Source organism: Bradyrhizobium sp. GW821-FHT13H06 (genome assembly GCF_058803975.1).
The window spans coordinates 585653-599313 of the sequence record NZ_JBXAPN010000004.1 but is presented as its reverse complement, the minus strand read 5'-3'; the positions used below and the strand labels follow the sequence as shown (position 1 = coordinate 599313).

Here is a 13661-nt window from a genome sequence, read left to right as displayed (position 1 = left end):
GCTACTCGGCGACCACGTAAGTGTAGAGCCCAATGCGCCCGTTCGCATCGACCTCCTTGTAGACCCCCTGGATCTCGACGTCGAAGCCCGGGAACGTGTTGAAGCAGGTCTCGAACATCTTGAGATAATCGATCATGGGTTTGGCCCGCTCCGTCAGCCGCTCTCCGGGCACGATGGTGGCGATGCCGGGCGGATAGACGACGAAGGGTGTGGTGGCGATGCGGCCGGCGATCGCCTCGATCGGCAGGTAGTCGACATCGTTGCGGAACAGATAGCGCGCGGCATCGCGGGGCGACATCGCGATCTCGGGCATGTGCTCGGGCATGAACTGCCGAGCCTGGAGCGCACTGACGTCGGCGGCTCGGAAGAAGCGGTGCATCTCGCCGCAGAGGTCGCGCAGACGCACGCCTGCGTAGCGCGCCCGTCGCCGCTGATGGAATTCCGGGATCGCGTCGGCCAGCAGCGCATTGTCGTCATGCAGCCTCTTGAACGCGACGAGGCCGGAGATGAGCGTGCCGGCCTTGCTTGCCTCGACGCCGGGCGTGAGCAGGAAGAGCAGGGAGTTGAGGTCGTTCTTCTCGGGGACGATGCGGTTTTCGCGCAAGTATTGCGCGACGACCGGTGCGGGGATGCCGTGTTCGGCATAGGCGCCGGTCGCACGATCGAATCCGGGGGTGAGCAAGGTCAGCTTGTTCGGATCGGTCATGGCAAAGCCTTCCGCGAGATCGGGAAAGCCATGCCAGTTGGTGTCCGGGGAGAGCTGCCACAGCGCGGGATTGGTCGCGAGCTCGTCGGTGGAGAGGGTCTCCCAGGCGACGTTGTGCGCGGCGCCGGGGCGGCTGACATCGGGAATGGCGACCCGATCGGGAACGAAGGGCTCGAAGAACCAGCGCCGCTCCGGATTTTGCTCTTTCTCCTCGAACTCCCTGCGCATCGCCCGGATCTTCTTGCGCAGCTCGATGCCGAGCCGGATCGTGTCGTCCCACAGCACTTCGCCGGAGCGACCCTTCATCATCTGCGCACCGACGTCGAGCGAGGCGAACAGCGGATAGAAGGGGGACGTCGATGCGTGCTGCATGAAGCTCTCGTTGAAGCGGCGGTGCTCGACGCGCCGCTTCTGGCCGCGGATGTGACGATCCTTGATGTGGATCTGCGAGGCCTGCGAGAAGCTCGCCAGCTGCTTGTGGGTCGACTGCGTCGCGATGATGCCGGGCGCCTCAGGAGGAAGATTGGCCAGGCCCATGGCGAAGCGCCCGGCATAGAGCGGATGGAATTTCATGAAGCCGGCCCAGGCCTCGTCGAACAGGATGTATTCGCAGAGATGGCCGATGCGCTTCAGGATCATCTCTGCGCTGTGGATCGAGCCGTCATAGGTGCACTGCTCGACCACGGCGACGCGGAACGGACGCTCCTTGCGCCAGGCGTCGCGGTCCCCGACCAGCGGATGGTTGCGGATGGCCTCGCGCAGGGCCTTCTCGTCGAGCATGTCCCAGCGCATCGGGCCGATCAGGCCCCAGGCATTGCGGACGGTCGGGACGTAGATGGGGACGCCGCCGCTGATCATCAGAGCGCCGTGATGGGCGGCCTTGTGGTTGTTGCGGTCGAACAGCACGAGGTCACCGTCGGTGACGAGGGCGCCGAGCGCGACCTTGTTCGACGTCGAGGTGCCGTTGAGCACGAAATAGGTCTTTTCGGCGCCGAAGATCTGGGCCGCTTCCTTCTGCGCCTTCAGCGCCGGGCCTTCATGGGTGAGGAGGTCGCCGAGATCGAGCACGGAATTATCGAGGTCGTCACGGAACACGGATTCACCGAGATGCTCGACGAACACGCGCCCGATCGGGCTGCGGTTGTAGAACACGCCGCCGTTATGGCCTGGACAGGTCCAGAGCTGGTTGCCTTCCTCGGCATAGTCGACCAGCGCACCGAAGAACGGGGTCTTCAGCGTCTCGGCATATTGCTTGAGACGGCTGATCAGGTTCTTGGCGATGAAGGGCGGCGTCTCCTCGGACAGAAAGACATAGCCGTCGATGAAATCGAGCACCTCGACTGGCAGATCCTCGAACCGCTTGCGACGGATCAGGAGGATGATGGGGAAGTCGAGGCCCCGGCGGCGCATCAGATTGATCAGCGCCGAGGTCTTGCCTTCGAGGCCCTTCTTGCCCCAGTCGACCACCATGCAGCCGATCGCCGCATCGGTCTGCACGGCCATCTCGGCATCCTCCAGCTTGCGCGCCCGGACCACCTCGAATCCGGAGCGCTGGATCTCCTCGATGATCTGGTTGAAGCGAACGCCCTCGAGGTCGTCGGCGTCGAACACGGGTGCTGCGAACAGGAAGTTGAAGCGCTTGAAATAGTCCATGTCGGGTCCCGAATGTGGCAGAGACACAGCTCTCGGCACATTCGATGACAGTTGGATGACACACCCGAGTGCCGCGGGAATGTTCGCGTGTTTGCGGCCTCAGTCCAGCAGCTTGTCCAGCGTGATCGGGAAGCGGCGGATGCGCTTGCCGGTGGCGTGATAGACGGCGTTTGCAATCGCCGCAGGCACGCCGACGATGCCGATCTCGCCGAGACCCTTGATGCCCATCCTGTTGATCCGGCCGTCGGGCTCATCGACGAAAATGACGTCGATATCGTGGATGTCGGCGTTCACGGGAATGTGGTATTCCGCGATGTTCGCATTCATGATGCGGCCGAAGCGGTGATCCATCACCGTCTCCTCGTGCAGCGCCATCCCGATCCCCCAGACCACGCTGCCCATGATCTGGCTGCGGCCCGTCTTGGTGTTCAGGATGCGCCCGGCCGCGACTGCACTCACGACCCGCGTGACGCGGATGACACCCAGCTCCTCGTCGACCTTCACCTCGGCGAAAACCGCCGAATGCGTGTTGCGGGCATGCGATTTATCTTCCGCGAACTGGTTGAGCTTCTCCTTTTCGATCCGCTCGAGCTCGCCGTGGCGCATGACATCCGCAATCGAGACGGCAGCCCCGTCCTTGCCGTTGCTGGCGATCATACCGTCGACCAGGGTCACGTTGGCGGCGTCGAGGTTAGCGAGCGGCGAGCCCGGCATTGCCTTTGCAAGACGTGCGAGCTCCTGGCGAATGTCTTCGGCCGCCCCCAATACGGCATGCGCGCTGGACGCCGCCATCCAGGAGCCGCCCTCGACAGGGGCTTGCGGCAAGGTCGAGTCGGCGAGCCTGACGCTGATGTTCTCGATCGGCAGCCCAAGAGCATCGGCCGCCACTTGCGCCACGATGGTGTACGTGCCGGTGCCGATATCGGACGCGGCGCAGGAGACCTCGGCATGGCCGTTGGCCGTCAGCACGATCCGGACGGCGACCGGCATCTGCAGCGCCTCCCACACCCCCGTCGCCATGCCCCAGCCGACCAGTTCCTTGCCGTCGCGCATGGAGCGCGGCGCGTGGGTGCGCCGGGCCCAGCCGAAGGCTTCCGCGCCGCGGGCGTAGCATTCGCGCAACTGCTTGCTGGTGTAGGGGAGGTCCTCGCTTTGGTCGCGATCCGAGTAGCACTTCAGGCGCAGCTCGATCGGATCCAGCTTCAGCGCGACGGCCAGTTCGTCCATGGCGCATTCGAGGGCCAAGACGCCCGTTGCCGCGCCCGGGGCGCGCATGTCGCAGGGCGTCGAAACGTCGAGGTCAACCAGCTTGTGGGAAAAGTGGCTGTTGGGGCTCTTGTAAAGCTGCTCGGCCCAGCCGGTATCATTGCGCGAAAAATCCTCGTAGCGTGAGGTAACGGCAATGGCTTCGTGGCTGACGGCATCGAGCGTGCCGTCGGGCCTTGCCCCGAGCGCGACATGCTCGATGGTCATCGGCCGATAGCCAAGCCCATACATCTGCTGCCGTGTCAGCACGACGCGGACGGAGCGCTTGAGTGCGAGCGCGGCCAGCGTCGCCAGCACCACCTGGTATTGCGGCCGCAGCCCGGAACCGAATGCGCCGCCGACATAGGGCGAAAGCACGCGGACCTCCTCGGGCTTCTTGTCGAAGACACCGCAGAGGAACTTCTGCACGTTCTGGACGCCTTGGGTCTTGTCGTGGACCGTGAGCTTGCCGTCGCCTTCCCAGACCGTCGTCGTCGCATAGAGCTCCATCGGATTGTGATGCTCGGTCGGAATGAGGTAGTCCGCTTCGTGCCGCAGGGGGGCGGCCGCAAGCGCTGCTTTGGCGTCGCCGCGGGGCTTGTGCGGCTTGTCCATCTCGCGGGCACTGCCGCGCTCGGCCTCGAGATCGGTTGCAAACCCATCCTGCTCGTAATCGATCCGCACCAGCGTTGCGGCGTACTTCGCGGTCTCCCATTCTTTGGCAACGACGAGAGCAATCGGCTGCCCGTTGAACCTGATCAAGTCGTCATATAGCGGCCGGAAGGGCGAACCCTCCGGGGCCACCTCGTCCTTCCAGGCCTCGTCCCTGTCGGCGAGGGAAGGACGATTGGCGTGCGTGAGCACGTCGAGCACTCCAGCCACCTTCAGCGCTTCGCTGGTGTCGAGCCGCACGATACGACCGCGCGGTATGGTGGCCGCCACCACGAAACCATGGACCAGGCCCTCGGCGGTGAACTCGCCGGCATACTTCGCAGCTCCAGTGACCTTGGCCCGGCCGTCGACGCGCGACGTTGGTGTTCCGACATAGGCGTTCATCGGGCCCTCATGCGATCTTCTTGTGAGCTTGTGATTGCGGTCTGGCGCTTGTGGCCTGGATCAGCGCCCGCACGACGGCTCGGCGCGCGAGCTCGATCTTGAACCCGTTGTGCGAGCGAGCGGTTGCTCCCTGCAGCAGCAGGTCAGCGGCGCGCCCGAAATGATCCGGTGTTGCCGCCTGGCCGCGCAATGCCGCTTCGGCTTCCGGACTTCGCCAGGGCTTGTGAGCAACGCCGCCGAGCGCCAGGCGCGCTTCGCCGATTGCGTTGCCTTCCAGCTCGAGCGCGGCTGCGACCGAGACCAAGGCGAAGGCGTAGGACAGCCGGTCGCGGATCTTCAGGTAGCTGTAGTTCCGGGCAAAGCCGCGCGGCGGCAGCTCGATTGCGATGATGATCTCGCCGCTGCCGAGATTCGTATCTCGGTGAGGCGTATCACCCGGCAGCCGATGGAAATCGGTCAGCGCGATGGTGCGCTGACCGTTGGCGCCTGCAATGTGGACGAGCGCACCGAGCGCCGCCAGCGCCACGCTCATGTCGGAGGGATTGGTCGCGATGCAGGACGTGCTGGTGCCGAGGATTGCATGGTTCCGGTTGAGACCATCGCTTGCCGAGCAGCCCGTGCCGGGACTTCGCTTGTTGCAAGGCGTCGTCGTGTCATAGAAGTAGGCGCAGCGCGTTCGCTGCATCAGATTTCCGCCGACCGAGGCCATGTTGCGCAGTTGCGCGGAGGCACCTGCCAGGATGGCGCTGGCGAGCAGGGGATAGCGCTGCTCGATCAGCGGATGATAGGCGAGATCCGAATTCGGCACCAAGGCGCCGATGCGCAGGCCGCCGTCGGCAGTCTCCTCGATGTCGCGGAGCGGGAGGCGGGAGATGTCGATCAGCCGCGAGGGCCGTTCGACGTTCTCTTTCATCAGGTCGATCAGGTTGGTGCCGCCGGCAATCAGCTTCGCGCCTGGATCGGCGTCGAGCAGGCGAATGGCGTCGGGGACGTCGCTTGCGCGGGAATATTGGAAGTTGTTCATGACCGGCTCATTGCCTGTTCGATCGCAGCCACGATGTTGGGGTAGGCGCCGCACCGGCAGAGATTTCCGCTCATCAGCTCCCGGATCTCGTCGGCATCCCGCGCACGGCCTTCGGCCAGCAGGCCGGCCGCCGAGCAAATCTGTCCCGGCGTACAATAGCCGCACTGAAAGGCGTCATGGTCGATGAAGGCCTGTTGCAGGGGATGCAGCGCGCCGTCCTTGGCAAGGCCTTCGATCGTCGTGATCTCAGCGCCATCTTTCATGACGGCGAGGGTCAGGCAGGAATTGACCCGTCTTCCGTCGATCAGCACGGTGCAGGCGCCGCATTGGCCGTGATCGCAGCCTTTCTTGGTGCCGGTCAACTCCAGGCGGTCACGCAGGGCATCCAGAAGCGTGGTCCACGGCGCGACCTCGAGTGTGCGCCTTGCGCCATTGACGACGAGGTTGATCGGAATGCGTTCGGGGGTCTGATCCGCGATGTCGGCCATGGTCTGTTCCCTGCGGAAAGGCCGAGCCGGGCAACCGAGGCTGTGACGCGAGGATGCATTGCCGCCGCTGGCCAATAGCGCCCAACGGATGACGGGCTGCTTGGTTCCCGACCGCTTCTCCGGTTGGGACGGACGCGGTCAGCGCTTCGTCTCCCCGAACACCACGGTCGGCACCGCGCGGTTGACGATCTCGCGTAGTGCGAAGCTCGATTGCACGCGCGCGACGCGGGGCAGGCGGGACAGCTCGGTGCGGTGGATCCGCTCGAAATCCTGGATGTCGCGGGCGAGCACGATCAGGATGTAGTCGTCGGTGCCCGACATCAGGAAGCAGCGCACGACCGAGGGGCATTTCACCACCTCCGCCTCGAACGCCTTCAGCGCATCGTCGCTCTGGCTCTCCAGCGCGATGCGAACCAGCACGGTGGTGGTGAGGCCGAACTGGGCGAGGTCGAGCGTGGCCTGGTAGCCCTGGATGTAGCCGTCGTCCTCCAGCGCCTTCTGCCGCCGCGCCAGCGCCGTGCTCGACAGGCCGATCTTGTTGGCAAGCTCGGTGTGGCTGGCCCGCGCATTGGTCGTGAGTTCCGCGAGGATCGCAAGGTCTTTCCGGTCGAGGGCCAAGGTTTCGTTTCCAGCGTGAAAGGGCACCTTTGCGCCGGAAACCGGCGCGCGCGTGCCGAACCTAGCGGATATTTGCACGAAACCAAACGGGCGCCGTCGCTACGATGAATAAGCGGAATCAGTGCGTTGGCAAGGGAGCTCGGGATGCGCGTCGGTGTGCCCAAGGAGATCAAGGTGCAGGAATATCGCGTCGGGCTCACCCCGGGCGCCGTCCGCGAGTATGTCGCCGCCGGGCACCAGGTGACGGTCGAGACCGGCGCCGGCAGTGGCATCGGCGCGTCCGACGAGATGTATCGGCGGGCAGGGGCGGCCATTGCCGAGACCGCCCGCGAGATCTTTGCCAAGTCCGAGATGATCGTGAAGGTCAAGGAGCCGCAGAAGAGCGAATGGGCCCAGCTCCGCGAGAGCCAGATCCTGTTTACTTATCTTCATCTTGCGCCGGATCCGGAGCAGGCCAAGGGCCTGATCGACTCCGGCTGCACCGCGATCGCCTATGAGACCGTCACGGATGCGAGCGGTCATCTCCCGCTGCTCGCCCCGATGAGCGAAGTCGCCGGCCGCCTCGCCATCGAGGCCGCCGGCGCCGCGCTCAAGCGCTCGGCCGGCGGTCGCGGCTTGCTCCTGGGCGGCGTACCGGGCGTGCAGCCGGCGCGCGTCGTCGTGCTCGGCGGCGGCGTGGTCGGAACGCAGGCTGCGCGCATGGCGGCCGGCCTCGGTGCCGAAGTCACCGTGATCGACCGCTCGATTCCGCGCTTGCGCGAACTGGACGATCTCTTTGCCGGACGCGTGCGCACGCGTTTCTCGACCATTGAATCGGTCGAGGACGAGGTGTTCGCCGCCGACGTCGTGATCGGTGCAGTGCTGGTGCCGGGCGCCAGTGCGCCGAAGCTCGTCACGCGCGCCATGCTGAAATCGATGCGGCCGGGGGCCGTGCTGGTCGACGTCGCGATCGACCAGGGCGGCTGCTTCGAGACCTCTCATCCGACCACGCACGCCGAGCCGACCTACGAGGTCGACGGCGTCGTGCATTATTGCGTCGCCAACATGCCGGGCGCGGTGCCGGTGACCTCGAGTCAGGCGCTGAACAATGCGACGCTGCCGTTCGGACTGACGCTCGCGAACAAGGGGTTTGCAGCGGTGCTGGAGAACCCGCATTTGCGCAACGGCCTGAACGTGCATCGCGGCCGGATTACGAACAAGGCAGTGGCAGAGAGCCTCGGGCTGGAATTCGCCCCCGTTGGGAGCGGGCTGGCGGCGTAAAGGCCGCCCCCGGTCATTGCTTCGCTTCGCTCGCAATGACGATGTGGGTCGAGCGCAATTTGAGCGTCGGCCACAGTCAGTGCTAACAGATTGCTTCACGCCTTCGTCAGCTTGTACTGCCCCAAATCGGGATCATGCGTCATGCGCCAGTAGTCGACGAAACGCCACGGCATCGCCGAGAACACGCGGCCACTGCTGTTGCGGTAGTAGGTGCTCATGCCCGGATGGGTCCAGATCATCGCCTCGTGCTCGGCATCGACCTTGCGGACATACTCGTCGAGCACGTCCTGACGGACATCGATCGCGGCGATGTCTCGTTCGATCATGTCGACGAGACATGCCGAGATGTAGCGGCTCTGGCATTCCGACTGAAAGATGACGCTGCCGCCATGGGCCGGCCCTGAATTGGGACCGAGCATGCAGAAGAAGTTTGGAAAGCCCGGCACGGTGAGGCCGAGGAACGCGGTCGGATTGTCGTTGGTCCAGGCTTCACGCAGATTCGTGCCCCCGCGTCCGCTGATGTTGAGGCGCGCAGCCATCTCCGTCACCTTGAAGCCGGTGGCGACGACGATGATGTCGGCCGGGCGCTGCCTGCCGTCGGCGGTGACGATGCCGCTTTCGTCAAAATGGTCGATCGCCTCGGTGACGAGCTCGACGTCGTCTCGCCTCAAAGTCTTGAACCAGTTGTTGTCGAGCAGGATGCGCTTGCCATAGGGCGGATAGGTCGGCACGCATTTCTCGATCAGGTCGGGTCGTCCCTGCAGTTCCGACAGGATGAAGTCGGTCAGCTCCTGGCGGTGCCGGTCGTTGCCCTTGTTGACGGCGCGCTCGGGATGCGGCCAGGCCGGGTCCTTGCGGAGGAAGGGCAGGAGGCCATCGCCGTAGCGCCAGAACATGTTGAAGCGGTACCACTGCACATAGAATGGCAGATGCGCCAGCAGCCAGCGCGCGCCCTCGCTGATCGGGTCGGCATAGCCCTTCACCGGCCGAGCCCATTGCGCGCTGCGCTGGTAGACCGTGACCGAGGCTGCACGGCCGGCGATCGCGGGCACGAGCTGCATCGAGGTGGCACCGGTGCCGATCACGGCGACGTGCTTACCCTCGACGTCGATGTTGTCGGACCACAATGCCGAATGCAGGATCGTTCCCTTGAAGCTGTCTTCGCCTTCGAAGCGGGCGCGTGAGGGATCGTTGAGCTGGCCGATGGCACTGACCAGCGCGGTGGACTCGAAGATCTCTTCGCCGTTCACTGTCTTCAGCGTCGAAATCCACCGCTTCTTGCCTTCGTCCCAGCGCGACGAGGTCAGCTCGGTGTTGACGCGCAGATGCTTGCGGATGCCGTATTCGTCGGCGACCTTCAGCAAATAGCCGAGCAGCTCCTCGCGCTGGCAGAAGTAGCGCGTCCAGGCATTGCGCGATCCGAATGAATACGAATAGGAGTGATTTGGCGTATCGACGCCGCAGCCGGGATAGCGGTTGATCCACCAGGTGCCGCCGAGTTCTTCGTTCTTCTCGACGATGGTGTAGGGGATGCCGAGATGGCCGAGCGCCACGCCGAGCGCGATGGCACAGACACCGGCGCCGACGATCAGTACGTGCTGGTCCGCAAGCTTCTCGTCGGAAGGGCGCGCCGTCCAGCGTGCCTCGCGCGTCACAAAGCCCATCTCTTCGCGCATCAGGGGCGCATATTCCGGCGCGACGTTCTCGCCGAGGCAGGCGCGCATCATTCTCAGCAGTAATTCCTCGCCGGGGTCGGTGATGACGGGCTTGGGCGTCCCCTCGGCGAAGAGCTTGACCACGGCGGCGCGGATCTCATCCTGGATATCGTGCGGCACCCCGGCCTCGGGATCGGGGATCAGGCGGATATCGCGCTTGGGCAGGTATGGCGGTTCCAGCCACTTCTCGTCGCCGGTCATGTGCACCAGCACCATCAGCAGGCAACGGATATCGCCCTCGGCGATCGCCGAGGCGAAGTCGAGCGGCTTGTGCGGAGATTCGATGTTCATGGCGTGTCCTGATCTCCGAAGGCAGTGAAGAGGCCGCGCGTCATCAGCTTGCGATAGGCGGAGATGACGTGATCGGGAACGGCGGTGACGCCGCTTTCCGAATAGGAATAGCGGCGGCTGAGATAGCCGCGCGCACCCATCAGCATGTGGACGATCGCCTCGAATTCCTCATCGCTGTAGTCCTCGATCGCGCCCGCAAGACGAGCCCGGCGCAGGATGCGGACATAGGCGACCGAAATGTTGTCGAGATGCTTCTGATACCCGGTCGGTGCGAAGAACTCGGCCTCGTTGAGGATGCGCAGAAATTCCGGCACCTCGCGGATGAAGTCGAAGAAGGCGGAGAAGCGCGCGATCTCCTGCCGTGCCGCATCCGCCGTGCCGGTGCGAGCGCGGATGAATTCGACCATGTCGAGACCGATCTTGGGCAGGAGCTGGTCGAGCAATTCCTGGCGATTCTCGAAATGATTGTAGAAGGTGCCCTGCGCGACGCCGGCCTGTTCGGTGATGCGGGCGACCGAGGCTTCGGCATAGCCGTATCTGCCCACGACCTTGGTGGCGGCCTCGAAGATCTTCTGCTTGGTCCAGGCGTTGCGCTCGACGCGGTTGAGCTTCGTCACCTTGGCGTTCACTTGCGTCATTCAGACGTCTCCAGCTCGGCGCGCAGCACGCGCTTGAGGATCTTTCCGCTTGGATTGCGCGGCAGGCTGTCGCGGACGACGAGCTGTTTCGGCACCTTGAAGCTCGCCAGCCGCGCACGGCAATGTTCGGTGAGGGCAGAGAGGTCGAGGCTGGCGCCGTCAGCCAGCACGACGATGGCGACCGGTCGCTCTCCCCAGCGCGCATCGCGCAGGCCGATCACGGCGACCTCGCGCACCTCGGGCAGATCGTAGATGACGCGCTCGACCTCGGAGGAGGCGATGTTCTCGCCGCCGGAGATGATCATGTCCTTCTTGCGGTCGGTCAGGTACAGAAAGCCCTCGTCGTCGAGATAGCCGACGTCGCCGCTGCGGAACCAGTCGCCGAAGAAGGCCGAGGCCGTCTTGTCCGGATCCTTCCAGTAGCCGCGCGTGATTTTCGGCCCCCGCAGGCAGATCTCGCCGTTGACGTTCGGTGGCAGTACCTTGCCGTCCTCGTCGCGGATCTCGATCTCGACATGGGCAATGGCGCGGCCGGTGGAGCCGATCTTCTCGATCTCGCGGCCGGCTTCCATGAACGTGTCGCCGCCGACGGTCTCGGTGAGGCCATAGGCGTCGATATAGCGCGCGTTGCGGAAGTATTCGGAGAAGGCGCGGATGCGCAACTCCGGCGTCTTCTCGCCGCCGCCGATCGCCCATGTCAGGCTGGAGACGTCGTAGCGATCGCGGGTGGGGCAGGTGAGCATCGCCGTGGTCATGACCGGCGCGAACCAGGCGGCGTTGAGCCTGTCCTCGGCGATCGCCGCAAGCGCCGTCTCCGGCTCGAAACTGCGTTCGATGCGGATGAAGCCGCCATGCCAGAGCACGGCGATGCCCGGCAGGTCGAGTGCACCGACATGATAGAGCGGGCCGACCACGAGAAGCCGCGTCTCGGCACCGAGGCCGAGCGCAATCGTCTGGTCGGCGGACTTCCAGTAGAAATTATCGTAAGAGAGCATCACGCCCTTGGGGCGATCGGTCGTGCCCGAGGTGTACATCAGCCGCATCAGGTCCGATGACTGGTGCGGATGCATCGGCGCGGGTGCAGCGCTGCTCGCGAGACGCATGACGCTGTGCTGCGCGGCTTCATCGAGCACGACACTCTTCGCGCCCGCGGCATTCGCTGCCAGCTCTTCATCGACGATCAGCAGGCGCGCGCCGGCATTGCCGACGATGTAGCCGACCTCATCGCGCGAGAGGCGGAAGTTGATCGGCAAGAAGACTGCGCCGCGATGACTGGTGGCGAACACCAGTTCCAGGAACGCCGCGCTGTTCTTCATCAATACGGCCACGACGTCGCCGGGGCCGATGCCCTGCGCGGCGAGCCAACCGGCGGCCTTGCGGACGCGTGCATCAAGGGCCGCGTAGGAAATCTCCTCGCCGCGATATTTCAGCGCGGGCCGCGCCGGCGTGCGTCGGGCATGAAAGGCGATGAAGCTCGACAGATTGATCATTTTCGCTGGTTTCGGGCCAATTCCTGGCCTCGTTTCCTTCCCTGATGAATTCTGACTCGTAATTCATCTTTGGCTTGACGTCACCCCCCTACCTCTGAAATCCTTCGAGACACGGAGACGAGACGATCTCCGACAGGGATCAGGAAACGCCGACCCGAAAGAGGGAGGGGAAAATGACGAGGACCCGCACGCCGGGCATCAGCCGCCGTTCAACACTGGCGCTGATGGGCGCCGGTGCGATGAGTGTTGCCGCGCCCTGGGTGGCGCGTGCGCAAGCCAAGACCATCAAGATCGGAATGCCGACGATCCTGTCGGGCCGCGTTGCGCAGCTCGGCACGTCCTCGCGCAATGCGGTGATGCTCGAGGTCGAGAAGGTCAACGCTGCCGGCGGTCTCGCCGGCCGGCAGATCGAGATGGTGATCCGCGACTCCAAGGGCCAGCCGCAGGAAGCGGCCCGCGTCGCGCGCGAGCTCGTCAACACCGACGGCTGCGAGCTCGTGATCGATGCCGAAGCCTCCTCCGGCGCCTTCGCGGTGCACGAGGTCGCGCGCGATCTCGGCGTCTTCTGCATTCACACCAATTCGGAGACCTCGGCGCTGACCGCCGATCCCAAGCAGCGCATTCCCAACGCGTTCCGTACCGCGCGGCAGGGCGTGCACGACTCCATCGTCGGCGGCAGCTATGCCGCGGCGATCGCCAAGGCGAAGGGCTTGAAGAAATGGGCGACCTGCTCGCCGGATTATGCCTATGGCCGCGACACCACGGCGGAGTTCACGCTGTATCTGAAGCGCTTCGCGCCCGAGGTCGAGATCATCAGCGAGTCCTGGCCGAAGCTGTTCCAGCCTGACTACACCGAGGTGGTGACGAAGATCCTGCAAGCCAAACCGCAGGCGCTCTATTCCTGCCTGTGGGGCGGCGATCTCACCTCCTATATCGACCAGGCCAACATCTACGCGATGTTCGGCCAGATGGAAGTGTTCGCGGTCAATATGGCTGACTACACTGCGCTCACCGTGGTGAAGAACCTGCCCAAGGGCATCCACTCCGGCAACCGTTACATCAAGACTTTCCCGACCGCGCCGGAGAATGCTGCCTGGGGCGATGCCTACAAGGCAAAGTTCAATGAATATCCGACCAACTGGTCGTGGGAGAATGCCACCGCAATCATGCTGATGGCGGAAGCTGCGAAGAAGGCGAACTCGGCCGACGGCAAGAAGATCGCAGAGGTGCTGAAGGGCCTCACGATCAAGTGCCCGTTCGGTGCCGACGGCACCGTGACCATGCGCGGCGACGATCACACCCTCGTCGGCTACGCTATCGGCTGGGGCACGACGATCCCACAGGAGCCGTACGTGCCCGAAGTCAAGGCCGGGGACTGGAAGACCATCTTCGAGCTGGAAGCCGAGTGGAAGAAGAGCAAGGGCTATACCTGATCGCGCAAGCGGCGGGGACGGGTGACCGTCTCCGCCGTCGTGTC

Annotated in this window: 10 protein-coding genes; 2 read left to right on the top strand and 8 right to left on the bottom strand. The window is 64.5% G+C overall.

The annotated features are described in order from the left end of the window. Nucleotide 1: 1 nt before the first annotated feature. The 5 genes from AC1RQP_RS20140 to AC1RQP_RS20120 form a co-directional block, all read right to left on the bottom strand. The gene (locus AC1RQP_RS20140; RefSeq protein ID WP_239622531.1) at nucleotides 2-2359 is read right to left on the bottom strand and encodes an Orn/Lys/Arg family decarboxylase; all 2358 of its coding nucleotides are present in this window, start codon (nucleotides 2357-2359) and stop codon (nucleotides 2-4) included. Between the two features lie 99 nt (nucleotides 2360-2458). After that, nucleotides 2459-4660: a xanthine dehydrogenase family protein molybdopterin-binding subunit gene (locus AC1RQP_RS20135; protein WP_492938255.1), complete on the bottom strand. Its 2202-nt coding sequence runs from the start codon at nucleotides 4658-4660 to the stop codon at nucleotides 2459-2461. A 7-nt stretch (nucleotides 4661-4667) separates the two neighbouring features. After that, nucleotides 4668-5684: an FAD binding domain-containing protein gene (locus AC1RQP_RS20130; protein WP_492938254.1), complete on the bottom strand. Its 1017-nt coding sequence runs from the start codon at nucleotides 5682-5684 to the stop codon at nucleotides 4668-4670. Further along, nucleotides 5681-6172, bottom strand: a complete 492-nt coding sequence (locus tag AC1RQP_RS20125; RefSeq protein ID WP_194388319.1) for a (2Fe-2S)-binding protein — start codon at nucleotides 6170-6172, stop codon at nucleotides 5681-5683. Before AC1RQP_RS20125 ends, AC1RQP_RS20130 begins: the two co-directional genes overlap by 4 nt. Before the next feature lie 138 nt (nucleotides 6173-6310). Continuing rightward, nucleotides 6311-6790: an Lrp/AsnC family transcriptional regulator gene (locus AC1RQP_RS20120; protein WP_028177176.1), complete on the bottom strand. Its 480-nt coding sequence runs from the start codon at nucleotides 6788-6790 to the stop codon at nucleotides 6311-6313. Between the two features lie 144 nt (nucleotides 6791-6934). Between AC1RQP_RS20120 and ald the strand changes: the two genes are divergently transcribed. Then, complete coding sequence (gene ald / locus AC1RQP_RS20115; RefSeq protein ID WP_492938253.1) at nucleotides 6935-8050, top strand: alanine dehydrogenase; 1116 nt, start codon at nucleotides 6935-6937, stop codon at nucleotides 8048-8050. A 95-nt stretch (nucleotides 8051-8145) separates the two neighbouring features. On the opposite strand, the gene AC1RQP_RS20110 is transcribed toward ald, so the two are convergent. Genes AC1RQP_RS20110 through AC1RQP_RS20100 form a run of 3 tightly spaced genes read right to left on the bottom strand, consistent with a single transcriptional unit; the run spans nucleotide 8146 to nucleotide 12184 of the window. Further along, nucleotides 8146-10056, bottom strand: a complete 1911-nt coding sequence (locus AC1RQP_RS20110) for a flavin-containing monooxygenase (protein ID WP_492938252.1) — start codon at nucleotides 10054-10056, stop codon at nucleotides 8146-8148. Next, nucleotides 10053-10694 carry a TetR/AcrR family transcriptional regulator gene (locus AC1RQP_RS20105; RefSeq protein ID WP_492938251.1) on the bottom strand — a complete coding sequence of 214 codons (642 nt, stop codon included), beginning with the start codon at nucleotides 10692-10694 and terminating at the stop codon, nucleotides 10053-10055. The genes AC1RQP_RS20110 and AC1RQP_RS20105 overlap by 4 nt, the downstream gene beginning before the upstream one ends. After that, nucleotides 10691-12184, bottom strand: coding sequence for an AMP-binding protein (locus AC1RQP_RS20100; protein ID WP_492938250.1), 1494 nt, complete (start codon nucleotides 12182-12184; stop codon nucleotides 10691-10693). Before AC1RQP_RS20100 ends, AC1RQP_RS20105 begins: the two co-directional genes overlap by 4 nt. A gap of 173 nt (nucleotides 12185-12357) precedes the next feature. Between AC1RQP_RS20100 and AC1RQP_RS20095 the strand changes: the two genes are divergently transcribed. Next, nucleotides 12358-13617, top strand: a complete 1260-nt coding sequence (locus tag AC1RQP_RS20095; RefSeq protein ID WP_492938249.1) for an ABC transporter substrate-binding protein — start codon at nucleotides 12358-12360, stop codon at nucleotides 13615-13617. The last annotated feature ends 44 nt before the right edge of the window (nucleotides 13618-13661 follow it).

Excerpts from the sequence above, each read along its gene's own strand:
- AC1RQP_RS20140 (WP_239622531.1), bottom strand. The coding sequence starts at position 2,359 with ATGGACTATTTCAAGCGCTTCAACTTCCTGTTCGCAGCACCCGTGTTC.
- AC1RQP_RS20135 (WP_492938255.1), bottom strand. The coding sequence starts at position 4,660 with ATGAACGCCTATGTCGGAACACCAACGTCGCGCGTCGACGGCCGGGCC.
- AC1RQP_RS20130 (WP_492938254.1), bottom strand. The coding sequence starts at position 5,684 with ATGAACAACTTCCAATATTCCCGCGCAAGCGACGTCCCCGACGCCATT.
- AC1RQP_RS20125 (WP_194388319.1), bottom strand. The coding sequence starts at position 6,172 with ATGGCCGACATCGCGGATCAGACCCCCGAACGCATTCCGATCAACCTC.
- ald (WP_492938253.1), top strand. The coding sequence starts at position 6,935 with ATGCGCGTCGGTGTGCCCAAGGAGATCAAGGTGCAGGAATATCGCGTC.
- AC1RQP_RS20110 (WP_492938252.1), bottom strand. The coding sequence starts at position 10,056 with ATGAACATCGAATCTCCGCACAAGCCGCTCGACTTCGCCTCGGCGATC.
- AC1RQP_RS20105 (WP_492938251.1), bottom strand. The coding sequence starts at position 10,694 with ATGACGCAAGTGAACGCCAAGGTGACGAAGCTCAACCGCGTCGAGCGC.
- AC1RQP_RS20100 (WP_492938250.1), bottom strand. The coding sequence starts at position 12,184 with ATGATCAATCTGTCGAGCTTCATCGCCTTTCATGCCCGACGCACGCCG.
- AC1RQP_RS20095 (WP_492938249.1), top strand. The coding sequence starts at position 12,358 with ATGACGAGGACCCGCACGCCGGGCATCAGCCGCCGTTCAACACTGGCG.